The following is a 16,466-nucleotide window of genomic DNA, read 5'->3' on the forward strand; positions in this document are numbered from 1 at the left end:
TTTATGTACCACCTTCATCGCGAACAGTTTTTACAGGGAGATTTGGAAAGTATTTGGAAATTCTTTTCGTCGCCACACAATTTGGAAAAAATCACGCCGAAAGAAATGTCGTTTGTCGTGAAGACCAAACTCGCTGATGAACCTATTTACGTGAATTTGGAGATCGATTATATTGTTCGTCCCTTATTGGGTATCCCACTAAAGTGGAAAACGGTAATTACGCATGTAGATCCGCTAACTAGCTTTGTAGATTTTCAAAAAAAAGGTCCGTATAAATTTTGGGAACATACGCATACATTTACGGCAACCGATGGCGGTGTTTGGATGACGGATCATGTGAAGTATGAATTACCATTCGGTATTTTAGGTAAGATTGCCCACGCGTTATTCGTTAAGCGAAAACTGCAAAACATTTTTAATTATCGATATCGTATTTTAGAAGATAAATTCAATCAAAAATCGACACAGTTATGAACATAATAATATTTTTAGCCACGTTCTTTATCATGGAAGGCATCACCTGGACAGTTCATAAGTATGTTATGCATGGTTTTTTGTGGAGTTTACATCGGGATCACCACGATCACAGCACCGAAGGGCATTTGGAAAAGAACGACTACTTCTTTATCATCTTCGCGATTCCCGCTATTACGCTCATGTATATCGGCAGCATGCGTGGTTTCGATTATTTATTTTACATCGGTTTAGGGATTACGTTGTATGGATTCGCTTACTTTTTCGTGCACGATATCTTTATCCATCAACGTGTTTCCTTTCTTAGAAATACCAAAAATCCTTATTTATTGGCGATTCGCCGCGCGCACAAACAACATCATAAACACACTGGCAAGGAGGAAGGAGAATGTTTTGGCTTCCTTTGGGTGCCGGTGAAATACTTTCAAATGTATTTTAGCAAGAAAGGAAATCATGAACGGGTTTAAATACTTAATTGGTTGTACGCTTGTCGTTGTACTGTTTATCACCTCGACGTCATGTACTTACAAGCCGGAGAAAGCGGAACCAGTTTCGAATTTTCAAGTCGAACGTTACTTAGGTACTTGGTTTGAAATCGCTCGGTTGGACCACTCCTTTGAGGAAGGCTTGTCCCACGTTACAGCGACTTATGCGTTGAACGAAGATGGTACGATAGCCGTTTTAAATAAAGGTTATGATAAAGAGAAGATGAAATGGAAATCTGCCGATGGCAAAGCGAAATTTCGCGAAGACCAATCCGTAGCGGCACTAAAAGTATCTTTTTTCGGACCATTTTATTCTGGATATAATGTGCTTGCGCTGGATAAAGATTATCAATATGCATTAGTTGCGGGAAAGGATTTCGATTACCTGTGGATATTATCAAGAACAACCGATGTTCCAGAGAATATCAAGACAAAGTATTTGGAATTAGCGAAAAAAGTGGGGTATGATACGGATAAACTTCTTTGGGTAGATCAAGAAGAAAAGACGAAAGGAAATAATGAAGGATAAGGTTTCCGTTTTTTGGTTCCGAAGAGATTTACGGTTAACGGATAATGTCGGACTTTACAAAGCACTTTCATCTGATTATCCTGTTGTTCCCCTGTTTATTTTTGATAAAGATATTTTATCAAAACTTCCGAATCCGAAGGATATTCGCGTTGATTACATTCACCAGGCGATCGAAAGTTTACAGGAAGATTTGGCTAAAGCCGGTAGTTCGTTGCATGTTTCTTACGGGAAAGTAAAAGGTGCTTTTAAAGATATACTCGATCAATATGATGTGCAAGCGGTATTTTGCAATCACGATTACGAACCTCAAGCGATACAACGGGATAAGGAAATAGGGGAAATGCTCTCGAAATCTGAGATCGCGTTTCACTCCTTTAAAGATCAAGTCATTTTTGAGAAGGATGACATTTTAAAAAACGACGGAAAGCCTTACACGGTTTATACACCGTATGCAAAAAAATGGCGCGCGAAACTCGAACAAAAACATTATACCGTGGCGCCAACGAGCAGGGAAGGATTTTTCCAAACTGCGAAAAAGAGAATTCCGTCGCTAAAGTCGATGGGTTTTGAAAAGACAACGGTTGATTTTAATACGCCTAAACTGACACCCGGGATGATCAGTGATTACGATAAACATCGCGATTTTCCTGCAGAAGATCGTACAACGCGTTTAGGTGTTGCGTTACGATTCGGAACAATTTCGGTTCGAGAATGTGTAAAAACTGCGCTTAAGAACAACGACACATGGCTTTCGGAACTAATTTGGCGGGAATTTTTTATGCAGATTCTATATCATTTTCCGAATGTTGTTGATAAAAGTTTCAAGTCGCAATACGATGGCATCCGTTGGAGAAATAAGGAGGATGAGTTTAAAAAATGGTGCAAAGGTGAAACCGGATATCCGATTGTCGATGCTGGAATGCGTCAGTTAAACGAAAGCGGATTTATGCATAATCGTGTACGCATGGTCGTAGCGAGCTTCCTCTGTAAACATTTGTTGATCGATTGGCGATGGGGAGAAGCATATTTTGCAGAAAAATTACTGGACTATGAATTATCATCCAACAATGGAAATTGGCAATGGGCGGCAGGATGTGGTTGCGATGCGGCTCCTTACTTTCGAATTTTCAACCCTGATGCGCAGACCAAGCGATTCGATAAAGATTTAAGCTATATTAAAAAGTGGAATCCCGATTATCAAAAGACAGTAGAACGCCCGATTGTGGATCATAAAGAAGCGCGCGAAAGAGCTTTGAAAGCTTATAAAAAAGCGTTAGATGATGCTCGATCTTAGCAAGGAAATATGGAAAGAAACAAGGTGGTTTTAGTAGATCAGTATGATCAGCAATTGGGCGAGATGGATAAGCTTTTGGCGCACCAACGCGGCGAACTGCACCGGGCATTTTCAGTATTTATCTTCAATTCCCAAGGAAAAATGCTGATTCATCAACGCGCGTCGCATAAGTATCATGGCGGTGGATTGTGGACGAATGCTTGCTGTTCGCATCCACAAATGGGCGAGGAGCTGAAATCTGCTGCGCAAGAAAGATTACAATTTGAAATGGGTTTAGTGTGCGGTTTGCAGCATGTTCACGAATTCGTGTATCATGCTGAGGTGGAAAATAATTTGATTGAGCACGAATATGATCACGTTTTTTTTGGTTCCACGAATCAATTACCAAATCCAAATCCCGACGAAGTGAGTGCATTTAAGTGGATTTCTGTGGATGACTTGCTACGGGAAGTTGCTGAGAAACCGCAAGAATTCACCTATTGGTTTAAATCGGTTTTGGAAGATTTACTTATGAAGATCAAGGATTTAACTATTTCATTAGAAAATACATCGCAATAACTGTTATAGATAGTCAAACTAAACCGTTTAGTTGAATGTTTATCATACATAAATTATCTTACTTCAGATTAAACATGAGAATTATTTCGACCATACTTTTAGCTACGGCACTATTGTCTACAGCAGCTTGCGGAAGCAAGAAAATGAAAAACGATGCGGCACAGGAAAAGCCTGGATTAGATGCCAGCCGTAATTTGGTAATCTATTACGATAAAGACACCGGAAATGAGCAATTGTTGGAAGCGGTGCAAACGTACGGCGCGGAAGTCGTTTACTTGTACGATGCGCTTAGCGGAATAGCAATCAGCATTCCAGACGATAAACCATTGGAAGAAGCGATGAAATATTTCGAAAAAGTACCCGGTGTAACGTCGGTGGATCGCGATGGCATGATGTCCATTCAAAGTCAAATGGAGAATAAATAGTAACCAACGCAAACTCGCTTTGAAATTTCCGCAAATGTGCTTTTAGCGCTACATTTGTGGAAATTTTCATTTTATCCATTATCGAATCCGATCGAGGTAGATTGAAAACCTAGAACATGAACAGCAAGAAATGGATAAACAAAGCCTAATCTTCAGAGATAGTACAATAGCAGATTTAGAAACCATTGTCGATATTTACAATTCTACCGTTGCATCGCGATTAGTAACTGCCGATACCGAACCGGTGAGTGTTGAAAGTAAGCGCGCATGGTTCAATGTGCACAGCGCGGAGAAACGTCCACTTTGGATGGTGGAGCGTGGAGAAGACCAAGCTACGATTGGCTGGGTGAGTTTTCAGTCATTTTACGGTCGGCCAGCGTACGATGGGACGGTAGAAATTAGCATTTACCTACATAAAAGTCAACGCGGAAAAGGTTACGGAAAAGATATTTTGCGTTATAGCATGGATAAAGCGCCAAATTTTGGAATAAAAACATTACTTGCGTACATCTTTGCTCATAATGAACCGAGTTTAGCGCTCTTTGAAAAGTTTGGTTTTGCAGAATGGGCAAATCTTCCCGAAATTGCCGTTTTAGATGGCGTTAAGCGAAGCCTGATTATTTTAGGAAAGCATTTATAAATAAATAAGATTTATAAATGCTTTCTTTGCAACTTATTTTTTGAAATTAGGCATGCTTAGCAGCAAATGCTAAATAAGCATCCAAAACTTGCTTTAAGAATTTTCCGCTGTCTTCTTTTTTCAATGTACCATCCTCATCGAATATTTCTTGCACATTTGCGATGTAAGCTTCAGGTTGCGCTAAGGTCGGCATGTTCAAATAGGCCAAGATTTGTCGCAAATGATGATTCGCACCAAATCCGCTTTGATTGCTGATCGATGATGAGATAACCAAGGCAGGTTTCTCATCCCAAGCACTGTGTCCATACGGTCGCGAAGCGACATCCAGCGCATTTTTTAATACGCCAGGAATCGATCGGTTATATTCTGGAGTTATGAAAATAATGCCATCGTACGATTTGATTTGCTCGCGAAATGGTTTGTATTCTTCCGGTTCTTGACCTTCATCATAATCCTGATTATATAAAGTCAGATGCCCTATCTCGACTATTTCCAATGAAATGCCTTCCGGCGCATTTTCCTTTAGATAATTTCCAATTGCTTTATTGAATGAACCTTTGCGAAGTGATCCAACGACCACACCAATGTTTTTAATTGCCATAATGTTCCTTTAATAGTTTGTATGAAATCAACAAATGAAAGTTTAGTTTAGTTTTCGTTTGGGCATAGTTGTTGACTATTTTAGGATGAAAAAGTGATTGAGATATGTTGAAATTAATGAAGCCACGCTATATAGTGAAAGCTTTAGCGCTATATAAAGTTTACAAATCCTACCGTTTGAGCAACAAGGATTTACAAAAAGCAGACAGTTTGTCAGCAAATTTAAAAGCGCATGCTGACAATTTTAAATTGTTAATTAGCATGGCAAACGATACGGTAAAAGGTCGGTTTACCATGAACAAATGGAACTTGTCTATTATCGTGGGAACTATTGTTTATGTTATTTCGCCATTGGATGCTGTGCCTGATATTGTGCCGGTTTTAGGTTGGTTGGACGATGTAACGATTGTTACGTATGCGCTTACGAAACTGCAAAAAGAAATTGACCGCTACCGAAACCATGTAAAACAAGAGGTGGAAAGTAAATTGCCAGTTCCATCGTCTCGATAATTTAAAATAAACAAAACGCCGCTTCGAATTCTTCGAAGCGGCGTTTTTGCGATTGGTTGCTTTCGCTATCCAATCCAATTGGACAATACAACCATAATATATTGCACAAGTTTTAAGATTAATGTTATCATAACTGGCATTATTGGATCATATTTATTTTAACATCCTGGCCAATCATATCTCGTCGGAAAAAGTCGCTCTTTCCAGCAACATTTAGCACATTGACTTGATTAATATTACCCGGTTCTGTGGAAGAAAGGGCACTTTTTCCAACCAATTGTACATTCATAGTGTCGACTTTCAAATTTGGTGCATATCGCAGTAGTCCATTTTGAAGATTTACATCCAATTTTCCGATGTAATATTGACTAAGATACAATTTGGATTTATCAGAAACCGATATCGCTAGATTTGGAATTAACGTGAGCAACGTATCGTTATCAGCACGATGAGGCATATTCAGCGAAAATTCACTTTGTCCGCCAATGTTCAGTTTCATGTTTTCGACTAGCTGTGGCTCGAAAGTGGCACTTCCTTCCGCATTCAAAATGGTTAAACTCTGCAAAGGCTTTGCGATATTTAAGCCGAGGTAATTTGCCTTTTTATCGAGTAACTTGAGGAATAATGTATCGTTATGGACATTGTGCTTTACACTATTTCTTATGATTGGAGAGATGCTTGTCGATCCAGATTCGCTATCAATCAAGGAAACATGGATTCGCGTTTCTTTAGCTTCGACTTTAACGTGGCTAAATTGTTCCGCGATATCTATAGATTCCTCTTGATCTGAATGTTTATACCAAAATTTGGAAAGCGGATCGATCGGTTTACGTTCTGCGTTGAGTTTCATTAAACCTGTCAATTGCGGAAAGCACCCAACTAACACTATAAGCGCGAGTGAGCTCGCAAATACGATATTTGAAATTTTCATTTTTAGCTTTTTTGTTGGTTATTATAATATGTATTTACTTCGTCTATGCTAATATCTAACAGATCCAGCGTGCGAAACATGAGCGGTAATTCTTCCTCAAGAAATTGGATTTTTTTCGCTTTCAGAATGGTTGTACGCGCATCTTGATGAACGAAGAATCCCAATCCTCGTTTATTGAAGATGATTTCTTGCTGTTGCAAATGATCGTAAGCGCGCATTACCGTATTAGCATTAACTTCCAAACTGACAGCTAGGTCGCGTACGGAAGGAATCTTTTGCTCATTTTTCCATTCTGACAGGATGATACGATTCATCGCAAATTCTACAATTTGTAGATAAATTGGTTTTTCGTTTGAAAATTCCATATTAATGAACCTCCTTTTCGCGTAGTTTAAAATAGGTTGTCACGACAAAACCTATAAATAGCAAAGTGAAAACTATACCAAACGCCATGCTATTAAAATCCGATCCATTATAGATATAAATCGTTTCTTTATATAGACTGGTGAGTAACTGAAAAAATAAAAATCCGAAACCTATTATCATCAAAATAAATAAAGGAATACTGTACTTACGGAAGAAGGTAGCCGATAACTGATATAAGCATGCGAAAACGAGAGAAAGCAGGATGGAAACCTTATAAATTTGAGCACCGAAAGTCACGAAATAGCTCTTGTCACTAAAGTTATAATACAATTCTCCAACACTTTCTTTGTAGGCAATTGCATCTGCTAAATAAATTGACTTCATCACCGAAACAAAACTCCAATTTGCAAAAAAGAAGGAAAGTAAAATTAGTACGATAATTGCCAGATTTCCGATCCAAAGTGTGATGATTCGTTCCCCACGCGTTATCGGACTCATTGTTCCAAATACAGATTTGGTAGTTCGTTTCAAGTATGATGTTGTGCACATGATAATATACAATGGTAGAGTAAACAGTGCTAATGTCGCAACGTCCGTACCGTTGTATCTTGAAAGAGACTCGAGAAACAAATTAGGGTAAGGATAAAGGTGAAATAGTTGATTAAACAAGGGAGTGCCATACCAGAACATGGTTAGCAGATATAAACCCAATACCACTACCGGAATGCTAATTAACTTATTTTTGTTGATTAAGCCATATTCGGTAATCGCAATTTTTAGTCTTTGGATATTAATGTTTTTCATATTACGCGTTGGTTTTGGCAGTTTTCAGATGATTCACTAAACTTGGATCGGCGGATAGCGCATTGAAGAAAAATTCAATATCAAATTGACTTTCTTCCTTTCCTGTGTTCGGCAACAAACTCAGCGTACCGTGAATTCCTTGCTCGCTATATATAGCATTGGCTGCATCGCTAGTTTGCTTAGAAATATAAAAGTGATCTTGCAACGTATTAATGCTGTGATCCAAAATCAATCGGCTATGGTTAAGTACCAACAGGTGATCGATCAGGTTATGGATATCGCGGATTTGGTGCGTAGAAATAATCAACAATCTTTCATCAGTCACGTAACGAGATATAATTTTGCGGAACTGTGTTTTCGATGGAATATCCAATCCATTGGTCGGTTCGTCCATCAAGATCACATTGACATTCGTTGCCAGCGCAAAGGCGATATTCACTTTCTTAACCTGCCCGAATGATAAATTTTTTATGTTCTTCGTGATATCGATCTGGAAAGTTTCTAAAACACTATAAAAGTAGGTTGCATCAAATTTCGGATACAATGCTCCGTAAACTTCTTGGAATTGACGGATCTTCCAGTCCGGTAATTCAGCGTGATCGGTAACAAAATAGATATCCGTCAGAAAGCCAATTTCCCTTTTCTCAGGATTAAATTCGGAAACTCTTATATTTCCAGATTTAGGAAATAGCAAGCCACCGATATTTTTTAAAAGCGTCGTTTTTCCAACTCCGTTTAGACCAAGTAATCCGTAAATATGGCCAGGTTTTAGATCAGCCGTGATGTTCTCCAAAATCGGAACACCTTTACGATAATGATAGGATACATTTTTTAAGTCAATCATAAAATTAGTTTTAGTGTATTAGAAAACTAGTACACTACAAATGTAGTTTAAAGTTAGATATATCCAAAGATTTTTGAAATTATTTTAAAAAGGGATAATCAACATTTCGAGTATTTTAGAAAGCGAGGGAAAATTCTGCATATAAATTATCTGTGTAGCTAATTCTTTACAAGATTGTATTAAGAATTTTGACAAACACGTATGAAATGCAATTTTTGTAGAAATCATTTTAACTTCAGAGATGTCAAAATCAATCAATAATTTAACACCAATTTATAAAGCTCCCTTGATAGAGGTTCATCAAATTATTCTGGAAGAAGGATTTGCGAATGCATCTACTGCAGCTGTAACCGTGGGCTCCTCAAGTAATGACTATTCTCCAGATGTAAACGACTGGACTGTAGGCGGTTTAGAATCCGGTGATTACGATATATAAACTAATTTTTAATTCCTATTAAAGATATAATTATGAGATTTATATGCTCTTGCGTTACACTTTTTTGTCTTTCAAATTTTATTGCTTCCTGCTCTAATCAGGTAGAAAATCCAATTGTTTCCGAAGGAGATACCAAAATTCAAATTAATGTTTCAGGTATTGATGATGAAGGTGTTTTTGAACTGGAAGAATCTGAGGTCGAAAATAAAATTGCAAAATTTGCTAAAGCGAGTCTAACGGCCAAGAATCGATCTGAAGATATCGCTGCAGAATACAATATTACGAGTTTGGCAGAATTTGACGTTTTAAGTGATTTACAAGCCCCAAGATCGGTTTCAAGAACGGAGGGATTATTGGATATTTCGACAGAAGCGGAGACGAGCAAAAAAGCGAGTATAAAACATGAGAAAAAATTAGCAAGAATGACCGATGGGATACAATATCGCATACTCATGTACCCCGAAGGAACTACTCAAAATGCCGTAAATCAGGTGGGCACTGCCGGTATTGCTACATCCTTTCAAGTAAATTTGGGACAAACCTACGATTGGTATGCTGTTTCGATCAATACGACAAACGTACCAAATATAGATGCTTCTGGTATTATTTCTTCAGCTGTTTTATCTAACCAAGACGTTCTGTATGCAGCTGGAAAATTCACACCAGCTGTTGGGCAAAATACATTGAATATAACCTTTAGAAGAATGACAGCGAGAATAGAGGTCGATGTCAATGTAAGAGGTATATTTGGTCGTATAGAGAATAATACTAGTTTGACTGTCGGCTCTTTGGAGGGAGGGACGTTTGTAAACGCTATACAAACCGGCGATTTCAATGTAAGAACTGGAGGATTTAATAATTTAGTTGATGCCACACCAGTTACGGGTCAACAAATGACCGTAAGCAATGTCCAAACTGGAGACGCGGTAAAAAAAGCCATTTTCTATACCGTTCGTAATAACTCCATTGCCACTGGAAACATTAGGGTTAGATTGAACCAACTCAACATATTCTTAGATGATAATACGATAAGACGTTTTTCCCCGAACTCTTTAGTTCCTATATCCGGCGCGATGACACCAACAAGGGGATTTCGTTATTTATTGACGGCGCGATTAATAGAACAGCCAGTGATCGTTGGGGGGGTGCGTTGGGCTCGAACAAACCTTATATACGACTACTCAACAGCGCAAATCGACCGTTATCGTTTTCGCCCAAATAATAACTATGCTATCGCATCCTTGGATAGCGAATATTGGGTCAAAGGAGCACCCACTCCAGGTGGAAGTTCAAACGGATCTAGCCCGTGTCGACAGGTGTACCCTGAAGAACTTTGGATTACTCCATCAAAAAGCCAGCGATCGAATTTAGGTTCTCCAGCGTTGCAGGCTGTAGTTTCTGCTCCCGACGGTATAAAACCATATTCTCAATGGAATCAAGACTCTGGAACGCAGCCCAACCCAGCATATCCGGATAACGTTTTAATTTTGAATTATTTAGGTATTTATAGTGGAGGATCTTTTAATCACCAAGGACACCTTTTAGCTTCCCAAGGAAGTGCACAGAGTACTTTTTGGACTGTTGAAAATACAAGTGGCACAACGGGGTCAATATTTAGGTCTACTGTAACCTACTCATCCAGCGGTCAACTTAATTTTGGGAGTTATTCTAACGTAGATAATATTGCAAGAACTTCACGGAGGGCTTATAGGTGCGTAAGATCTTAGTTTTGGGAAGGAGTAATATTTCCATATAAAGCCAAACAGCTCCGAAGAAAGACTTCGGAGCTGTTTGGCTTTAATCATTTAATATCCTTACCCGTTATTCTGTGCGTCGATCCATTTCTTAGCATTCACAAATGCCTCCAACCAAGGGGAAACTTCATCTTGGCGACCTGTCGGATAATTTGCCCAGTTCCATTGGAAAATAGAACGCTCAATGTGTGGCATGGTTACTAAATGGCGGCCCGTTTCGTCACATAGCATCGCTGTGTTGTAATCGGATCCGTTTGGATTGTGTGGATACGCTTCGTAAGCATATTTCGCAACAATTTGATATTGATCTTCCGATGCCGTTAAGTTGAATTTTCCTTCACCATGAGAAATCCAAACTCCTAAAGTGCTTCCTGCTAAGCTGGATAGCATTACCGATTTATTCTCGCCAACTTGTACAGAAACGAAGTTAGATTCGTGTTTTCCGGAAGTATTATGATGCATCTTGCCGTGCTCAGCATGTGAAGGGTTGATTAATTCCAACTCCATAAACAACTGACATCCATTACAAATACCTACTGATAAAGTATCCGGACGAGCAAAGAAATTATCTAATGCTTTTTTCGCCTTTTCGTTGTAAAGGAAGGCACCAGCCCAACCTTTTGCCGATCCTAAAACATCCGAATTCGAAAATCCACCAACCGCTCCGATAAATTGGATATCTTCCAAAGTTTCGCGACCGGAGATTAAATCGGTCATGTGCACATCTTTCACATCAAATCCAGCCAAATACATCGCATGCGCCATTTCGCGCTCGGAGTTCGAGCCTTTTTCGCGAATAATTGCCGCCTTCGGCTTCGGAGCTGAAGCATCAATCTTTGGAAGTAAACCATCGAAATGGGCTGGCAATACGAAGTTCAAAGGCTGTTGTTTGTAATTTTCGTAACGCGCTTCAGCGGTACCGTTTTTCGATTGCTTTTGATCTAATAGGAAAGAGGTTTTGAACCAAACATCTCGCAATGCAGATACACTAAAATCGAAACCTTCCGCATTGTTTTTAATGGTGATTTGATCACCCGCCTTCGCGGTACCAATTTTTACCGCCTGAATGCCAGCCGCTGCAAATGCTTTTTCGAATGTCGAATCGTCATTCGCTTGTAGAACGACCGCAATATTCTCGTTGAATAATGCTTTAACGCTATCGTCTTCTCCTAAACCACTCAAATCGTAGTTTGCACCCAAATTAACCTGCGCAAACGACAATTCCAGCAATGTCGTGATTAAACCGCCCGAACCGATATCGTGTCCAGCAGCAATTAAATCTTGACCGATTGCTTCCTGAATGGTATTGAACGCTCTCTTGAAATAAGCTGCATCCGTAATATCGGGAACAGCTTGGCCAACTTTATTTTGAATTTGAGCGAAAGATGAACCGCCCAATTTGAATGCATCCTTCGATAATGAAATGTAGTAAATCGATCCAGCGTCAGCTTTCAATACGGGTTCAATCACCTTATTGATGTTATCGCAGTGTCCAGCAGCAGAAATAATTACCGTTCCGGGAGCAATTACCGCTTCACCGTTTGGATATTTCTGTTTCATGGATAGCGAATCTTTTCCGGTAGGAATATTGATTCCTAATTCGATAGCGAATGCAGAACAAGCTTCTACCGCTTCATATAATCTGGCATCTTCACCTTCATTATTACAAGCCCACATCCAGTTTGCCGATAAGGAAACGCCTTTCAAGCCTTCTTTGATCGGTGCAAAAACGATGTTCGACAATGCTTCCGCAATCGCGGTGCGACTTGCAGCCGCTGGATCAACAATCGCCGCTACAGGAGAGTGACCAACCGTCGTTGCAATACCTTCTTTGCCTTTGAAATCAAGCGCCATCACACCAACATTGTTCAATGGCAATTGCAATGGACCTGCACATTGTTGCTTGGCAACTCGTCCACCCACACAACGATCTACTTTGTTCGTTAACCAATCTTTCGAAGCAACAGCCTCCAATTGCAGTACTTGCTCCAAATATGTAGGGATCTGATCCGCGCTGTAGGCTAAATCCGAATAATTTCTTTCCACCTTTTGATCGCGCATGATGGTTTTTGGCGATGAACCAAAGAAATCAGAAAGCGCATAATCCATCGGCTTTGCTCCAGTAGTTTGCGAAGCAAAAGTGAAACGATGATCGCCCGTCACATCACCGACCGTATACATCGGTGAGCGTTCGCGATCTGCAATGGTTTTTAGTGCATCGACATCTTGCTCACCGATCACCAATCCCATACGTTCTTGTGATTCGTTTCCGATAATTTCTTTGGCCGAAAGGGTAGGATCACCAACCGGTAACTTATCCAAATCGATCAAACCACCAGTTTCCTCTACCAATTCCGATAAACAGTTTAGGTGACCACCAGCGCCGTGATCGTGAATAGAAACGATCGGGTTTTGATCCGCTTCCACCATCGCTCGAATGGCATTGGCTGCACGCTTTTGCATTTCCGGGTTGGAACGTTGGATAGCATTCAATTCAATACCCGATCCAAAAGCACCCGTATCCGCCGACGAAACTGCCGCGCCACCCATTCCAATGCGGTAATTTTCACCACCTAAAATGACAATTTTATCGCCTGTTTTTGGTGTATGTTTTTTCGCTTGTTCTAATTTACCATATCCAATACCACCCGCTTGCATGATTACTTTGTCGTAACCCAATGTGCGTCCAGCTTCTTCGTGCTCAAAAGTTAATACCGAACCGGTAATTAATGGCTGTCCGAATTTATTTCCAAAATCAGAAGCTCCGTTTGAAGCTTTGATCAAGATGTCGACTGGACTTTGATATAACCACTGACGAGCAGGAACCGCTTGTTCCCACGGGCGATCAGCCAACAAACGCGAATAAGCGGTCATGTAAATCGCTGTACCCGCTAAAGGAATAGATCCTTGGCCACCAGCTAGACGATCGCGGATTTCACCTCCCGAACCGGTAGCTGCACCAGAAAACGGTTCCACCGTAGTTGGGAAGTTGTGTGTTTCTGCTTTTACCGATAAAACGGAATCAAATGTTTTTTCTTCGTAGAAATCAGGCTTATCTGCAGATTTAGGAGCGAATTGAACAACCTGTGGACCTTTGACAAAAGCCACATTATCTTTATACGCAGAAACAATGCTATTTGGATTCGTTTCTGATGTTTTCTTGATCAACTTGAAAAGAGAAGTTGGTTTCTCTTCTTCGTCGATAATAAATGTTCCGTTGAAAATTTTGTGGCGACAGTGCTCGGAATTGGCTTGTGAGAAAGCGAAAACTTCCGCATCCGTCAATTTACGGCCTAATTTCTCCGACAGTTGTTCCAAATAAACAACTTCCTCAGCATTCAATGATAGTCCTTCGGACAGGTTATACGCTGCAACATCCTCAATATCCAAAATAGGTTCCGGATCAATGTTGATCGTGTATATATCTTGATTCAAGGCTTCGTATTTCTGCGAAATCATGGGATCAAAATCGACAAAATCTTCAGCCACCGGATTGAATTCCTCGATACGAATAATGCCTTCGATTCCCATATTTTGGGTAATCTCCACAGCATTAGTACTCCAAGGAGTTAGCATGGCTGCACGTGGTCCGACGAAAGTGTTATCGATTGTTGTTTCCGCTAAAAGGGTTGCGTTTCCAAAAAGCCAGTTGAGTTTTTTAATCGTTTCAGCGTCAAAAGCTTTTTCTGTATGTACACTGTAGACAGTGCCATGTGGGTTACGAAAGAATTGGATCATTAGAAATACTGCGTAAGAAATTCTTCAAAATCAAACACAAAATTAACCTTTTTTACGGTAAAATACGCACAGAAATAATGGTGTTGGTAATTAATACAATTATTAACACTCGATGTTGTTATTGTTCATGCTTCGTCCAAACCAGTTTTTGGGTAGCATAGCCGGAGCGCGAAGCGTATTGCACATATTTTTGTTTAATATTTTCTGGAACGTCTACGTCTCGTGACAAAATCCACATGTAATCGGTATTGCTGCCGAATATCAATGCGTATTTATAATCTTCATCGATATGAACGATATTGTAGCCTGCATAGATAGGGCCAAAAAAGGAAACTTTTAAGGCTCCATCTTTCGGATCTCCTAGAGGCTTAGCTTTTCCAATTCGTTGCTTCCATTTTTTCGATTTCTGGTCGAATCCCCGATTGATCACTTGAATCTTGCCATTCGAAAGCTTGGTGTACGTTGCCGTAACATCCGTCAAATCTTTTTCCCAAAAGAAATCTAAACGGGCCACCTCATGCCATACACCCATATACCGATCTAAGTCCAAATCATCTACAACCGCGACATTGGATTTTACGGGTTTAAGTATATTATAAGCTGCAGTACCGATAGCAATTGCGCTTAAAGCTAAAAGGGATTGTTTCTTATCCATCGTGTAACAATTTTTTCTAAAAACAGCTTGAGGTTCCAAAAGTTTAGGCAGAATTGATAATTTTACATACCATTTAAATAGAAACGTATTGTACGCGAGGGACGAGGTTAAGAAAACGAAGCAAGCTTTTTGGACAGCATACGGGCAATATATGCGCGTTGTACCATTTGCGGATGCGGAGCGACAAAGTTGGGTCAATTATAAAACTGGAATCAAACATATTTATTTCCGCATGGAAGCAGATAACCAATCTGCGCAGATCGCGATTGAAATCGACCATCCAGACGCAGGAATACGTGCGCTAATTTTTGATCAATTCGTGCAGTATAAAAATATGCTTCAAGAAGCTTTGGGCGAATCGTGGGAATGGTTGCCTGTTTCTACGGATGCTTATGGTAAAGAATCGGCAGAAATTAAGTGCGTATTGACCGATGTAAGTATTATGCGAAAAGACGATTGGCCGAAGCTCATTTCATTTTTCAAACCGAGAATGATAGCGTTGGATGAATTTTGGTCATCGGCGAAATACGCTTTTGAAGTCTTTATTTAGAATGAGAAAACAACAACACAAAAAACACAATATGAACAACTTCGTTAAAGGGCTTTTTTTACTGGTTTTCATGGGAACTGCGCAGACCGTTTTTGGATGGGGAATGACTGGCCATCGTGTGATTTCGGAAATTGCCGAAGCGCATCTGACGAAAAAGGCGAAAAAGAATATCCAGCAATTAATTGGTAATCAAAAGATCGCATATTGGTCGAATTGGGCTGACTTTATTAAATCGGATACCGACCCTGAACTACAGAAAACCGGTTCTTGGCACTTCGTGAATACCACGGGAAATCTATCTTACACGGATTTTGTTGAAGAATTGAAGCAATCACCGGAAAACAATTTGTACAAAGCGTACGCTGCGCTTCGCGATGAAGCGAAACAGCGGAAAGGTACTTTGGAGCAGAGACAACAACAATTCTATTTTATTGTGCACCTGCTGGCCGACGCACATCAACCGATGCATGTGAGCCGTGCCGAAGATTTGGGCGGAAACAAAATCGATGTGACTTTTTTCGGCCGTAAAGGTAATATTCACCGTGTTTGGGACAGCGATTTGATTGATAACGAAAAATACAGCTATACCGAATACGCGCGCGTATTGGATTTTGAAAAAGGAAATTATGAAAAATATAGTCAGTCTACCATGGAAGATTGGCTATACGAATCGCATCAGTTGGCCAATGAAATATACGCGGACGTTGCCAAAGACAACAATCTAAGTTATACCTATATTTATAAGTTCAAATATCCAATGGAAATGTGTTTGCTAAAAGCGGGCATTCGTTTGGCTAAAGAACTGAATGAAATTTACGGCTAAAGTAATTGATCATCAATAAATAGAAACGCAAGGGAAGACAACAAATAAAC

At 39.9% G+C, this 16,466-nt stretch carries 19 protein-coding genes; 12 read left to right on the forward strand and 7 right to left on the reverse strand.

The genetic code is table 11. The features are described 5' to 3' along the window. Positions 1 to 3: 3 nt before the first annotated feature. The 7 genes from ACFSQ3_RS09325 to ACFSQ3_RS09355 all read left to right on the forward strand — a co-directional run bounded on the left by ACFSQ3_RS09325 (position 4) and on the right by ACFSQ3_RS09355 (position 4,405). Positions 4 to 474 carry an SRPBCC family protein gene (locus ACFSQ3_RS09325; protein WP_380869273.1) on the forward strand — a complete coding sequence of 157 codons (471 nt, stop codon included), beginning with the start codon at positions 4 to 6 and terminating at the stop codon, positions 472 to 474. Beyond that, positions 471 to 941, forward strand: coding sequence for a beta-carotene hydroxylase (locus tag ACFSQ3_RS09330; protein WP_380869274.1), 471 nt, complete (start codon positions 471 to 473; stop codon positions 939 to 941). Before ACFSQ3_RS09325 ends, ACFSQ3_RS09330 begins: the two co-directional genes overlap by 4 nt. After that, the gene (locus ACFSQ3_RS09335) at positions 928 to 1,488 is read left to right on the forward strand and encodes a lipocalin family protein (protein WP_380869275.1); all 561 of its coding nucleotides are present in this window, start codon (positions 928 to 930) and stop codon (positions 1,486 to 1,488) included. Before ACFSQ3_RS09330 ends, ACFSQ3_RS09335 begins: the two co-directional genes overlap by 14 nt. Further along, entirely contained in the window at positions 1,478 to 2,782 is a 1,305-nt protein-coding gene (locus tag ACFSQ3_RS09340) for a cryptochrome/photolyase family protein (protein ID WP_380869276.1), read from the forward strand. Before ACFSQ3_RS09335 ends, ACFSQ3_RS09340 begins: the two co-directional genes overlap by 11 nt. Positions 2,783 to 2,791: 9 nt before the next feature. Next, on the forward strand, positions 2,792 to 3,340 hold the full coding sequence (idi, locus tag ACFSQ3_RS09345) for an isopentenyl-diphosphate Delta-isomerase (RefSeq protein ID WP_380869277.1): 549 nt from the start codon (positions 2,792 to 2,794) through the stop codon (positions 3,338 to 3,340). A 74-nt stretch (positions 3,341 to 3,414) separates the two neighbouring features. Continuing rightward, entirely contained in the window at positions 3,415 to 3,765 is a 351-nt protein-coding gene (locus tag ACFSQ3_RS09350) for a hypothetical protein (protein ID WP_380869278.1), read from the forward strand. 130 nt (positions 3,766 to 3,895) lie between these two features. Beyond that, on the forward strand, positions 3,896 to 4,405 hold the full coding sequence (locus ACFSQ3_RS09355) for a GNAT family N-acetyltransferase (RefSeq protein ID WP_380869279.1): 510 nt from the start codon (positions 3,896 to 3,898) through the stop codon (positions 4,403 to 4,405). A gap of 46 nt (positions 4,406 to 4,451) precedes the next feature. Here the strand turns inward: ACFSQ3_RS09355 and ACFSQ3_RS09360 are convergent, their stop codons facing one another. Next, complete coding sequence (locus tag ACFSQ3_RS09360; RefSeq protein ID WP_380869280.1) at positions 4,452 to 5,006, reverse strand: NADPH-dependent FMN reductase; 555 nt, start codon at positions 5,004 to 5,006, stop codon at positions 4,452 to 4,454. Between the two features lie 104 nt (positions 5,007 to 5,110). Between ACFSQ3_RS09360 and ACFSQ3_RS09365 the strand changes: the two genes are divergently transcribed. Then, entirely contained in the window at positions 5,111 to 5,515 is a 405-nt protein-coding gene (locus ACFSQ3_RS09365; protein ID WP_380869281.1) for a YkvA family protein, read from the forward strand. A 139-nt stretch (positions 5,516 to 5,654) separates the two neighbouring features. On the opposite strand, the gene ACFSQ3_RS09370 is transcribed toward ACFSQ3_RS09365, so the two are convergent. The 4 genes from ACFSQ3_RS09370 to ACFSQ3_RS09385 all read right to left on the reverse strand — a co-directional run bounded on the left by ACFSQ3_RS09370 (position 5,655) and on the right by ACFSQ3_RS09385 (position 8,460). Beyond that, on the reverse strand, positions 5,655 to 6,365 hold the full coding sequence (locus ACFSQ3_RS09370) for a hypothetical protein (protein WP_380869282.1): 711 nt from the start codon (positions 6,363 to 6,365) through the stop codon (positions 5,655 to 5,657). An 83-nt stretch (positions 6,366 to 6,448) separates the two neighbouring features. After that, entirely contained in the window at positions 6,449 to 6,811 is a 363-nt protein-coding gene (locus ACFSQ3_RS09375) for a GntR family transcriptional regulator (RefSeq protein ID WP_380869283.1), read from the reverse strand. Position 6,812: 1 nt separating this feature from the next. Next, on the reverse strand, positions 6,813 to 7,616 hold the full coding sequence (locus ACFSQ3_RS09380) for a hypothetical protein (RefSeq protein WP_380869284.1): 804 nt from the start codon (positions 7,614 to 7,616) through the stop codon (positions 6,813 to 6,815). Between the two features lies 1 nt (position 7,617). Next, a complete protein-coding gene (locus tag ACFSQ3_RS09385; protein ID WP_380869285.1) occupies positions 7,618 to 8,460 on the reverse strand; it encodes an ABC transporter ATP-binding protein in 843 nt (280 codons plus the stop codon). 286 nt (positions 8,461 to 8,746) lie between these two features. Between ACFSQ3_RS09385 and ACFSQ3_RS09390 the strand changes: the two genes are divergently transcribed. Both ACFSQ3_RS09390 and ACFSQ3_RS09395 read left to right on the forward strand, forming a co-directional pair. Continuing rightward, positions 8,747 to 8,896 (forward strand): hypothetical protein, encoded by a 150-nt coding sequence (locus ACFSQ3_RS09390; protein ID WP_380869286.1) that lies wholly within the window; start codon positions 8,747 to 8,749, stop codon positions 8,894 to 8,896. A 32-nt stretch (positions 8,897 to 8,928) separates the two neighbouring features. Next, positions 8,929 to 10,623: a hypothetical protein gene (locus tag ACFSQ3_RS09395; protein WP_380869287.1), complete on the forward strand. Its 1,695-nt coding sequence runs from the start codon at positions 8,929 to 8,931 to the stop codon at positions 10,621 to 10,623. An 87-nt stretch (positions 10,624 to 10,710) separates the two neighbouring features. On the opposite strand, the gene purL is transcribed toward ACFSQ3_RS09395, so the two are convergent. Together purL and ACFSQ3_RS09405 are read right to left on the reverse strand one after the other, a co-directional pair. After that, entirely contained in the window at positions 10,711 to 14,388 is a 3,678-nt protein-coding gene (gene purL, locus ACFSQ3_RS09400; RefSeq protein WP_380869288.1) for a phosphoribosylformylglycinamidine synthase, read from the reverse strand. Positions 14,389 to 14,506: 118 nt separating this feature from the next. Further along, on the reverse strand, positions 14,507 to 15,043 hold the full coding sequence (locus ACFSQ3_RS09405) for a lipocalin family protein (protein WP_380869289.1): 537 nt from the start codon (positions 15,041 to 15,043) through the stop codon (positions 14,507 to 14,509). Positions 15,044 to 15,131: 88 nt separating this feature from the next. Here ACFSQ3_RS09405 and ACFSQ3_RS09410 point away from each other — a divergent pair, with 88 nt between their 5' ends. After that, the gene (locus tag ACFSQ3_RS09410) at positions 15,132 to 15,593 is read left to right on the forward strand and encodes a DUF4268 domain-containing protein (RefSeq protein WP_380869290.1); all 462 of its coding nucleotides are present in this window, start codon (positions 15,132 to 15,134) and stop codon (positions 15,591 to 15,593) included. 31 nt (positions 15,594 to 15,624) lie between these two features. Further along, entirely contained in the window at positions 15,625 to 16,416 is a 792-nt protein-coding gene (locus tag ACFSQ3_RS09415; RefSeq protein ID WP_380869291.1) for a S1/P1 nuclease, read from the forward strand. The last annotated feature ends 50 nt before the right edge of the window (positions 16,417 to 16,466 follow it).

Origin of the sequence: Sphingobacterium corticis (genome assembly GCF_042684745.1) — a bacterium.
Lineage (GTDB): Bacteria > Bacteroidota > Bacteroidia > Sphingobacteriales > Sphingobacteriaceae > Sphingobacterium > Sphingobacterium corticis.

Excerpts from the sequence above, each read along its gene's own strand:
- ACFSQ3_RS09325 (WP_380869273.1), top strand. The coding sequence starts at position 4 with ATGTACCACCTTCATCGCGAACAGTTTTTACAGGGAGATTTGGAAAGT.
- ACFSQ3_RS09330 (WP_380869274.1), top strand. The coding sequence starts at position 471 with ATGAACATAATAATATTTTTAGCCACGTTCTTTATCATGGAAGGCATC.
- ACFSQ3_RS09335 (WP_380869275.1), top strand. The coding sequence starts at position 928 with ATGAACGGGTTTAAATACTTAATTGGTTGTACGCTTGTCGTTGTACTG.
- ACFSQ3_RS09340 (WP_380869276.1), top strand. The coding sequence starts at position 1,478 with ATGAAGGATAAGGTTTCCGTTTTTTGGTTCCGAAGAGATTTACGGTTA.
- idi (WP_380869277.1), top strand. The coding sequence starts at position 2,792 with ATGGAAAGAAACAAGGTGGTTTTAGTAGATCAGTATGATCAGCAATTG.
- ACFSQ3_RS09350 (WP_380869278.1), top strand. The coding sequence starts at position 3,415 with ATGAGAATTATTTCGACCATACTTTTAGCTACGGCACTATTGTCTACA.
- ACFSQ3_RS09355 (WP_380869279.1), top strand. The coding sequence starts at position 3,896 with ATGGATAAACAAAGCCTAATCTTCAGAGATAGTACAATAGCAGATTTA.
- ACFSQ3_RS09360 (WP_380869280.1), bottom strand. The coding sequence starts at position 5,006 with ATGGCAATTAAAAACATTGGTGTGGTCGTTGGATCACTTCGCAAAGGT.
- ACFSQ3_RS09365 (WP_380869281.1), top strand. The coding sequence starts at position 5,111 with ATGTTGAAATTAATGAAGCCACGCTATATAGTGAAAGCTTTAGCGCTA.
- ACFSQ3_RS09370 (WP_380869282.1), bottom strand. The coding sequence starts at position 6,365 with ATGAAACTCAACGCAGAACGTAAACCGATCGATCCGCTTTCCAAATTT.
- ACFSQ3_RS09375 (WP_380869283.1), bottom strand. The coding sequence starts at position 6,811 with ATGGAATTTTCAAACGAAAAACCAATTTATCTACAAATTGTAGAATTT.
- ACFSQ3_RS09380 (WP_380869284.1), bottom strand. The coding sequence starts at position 7,616 with ATGAAAAACATTAATATCCAAAGACTAAAAATTGCGATTACCGAATAT.
- ACFSQ3_RS09385 (WP_380869285.1), bottom strand. The coding sequence starts at position 8,460 with ATGATTGACTTAAAAAATGTATCCTATCATTATCGTAAAGGTGTTCCG.
- ACFSQ3_RS09395 (WP_380869287.1), top strand. The coding sequence starts at position 8,929 with ATGAGATTTATATGCTCTTGCGTTACACTTTTTTGTCTTTCAAATTTT.
- purL (WP_380869288.1), bottom strand. The coding sequence starts at position 14,388 with ATGATCCAATTCTTTCGTAACCCACATGGCACTGTCTACAGTGTACAT.
- ACFSQ3_RS09405 (WP_380869289.1), bottom strand. The coding sequence starts at position 15,043 with ATGGATAAGAAACAATCCCTTTTAGCTTTAAGCGCAATTGCTATCGGT.
- ACFSQ3_RS09415 (WP_380869291.1), top strand. The coding sequence starts at position 15,625 with ATGAACAACTTCGTTAAAGGGCTTTTTTTACTGGTTTTCATGGGAACT.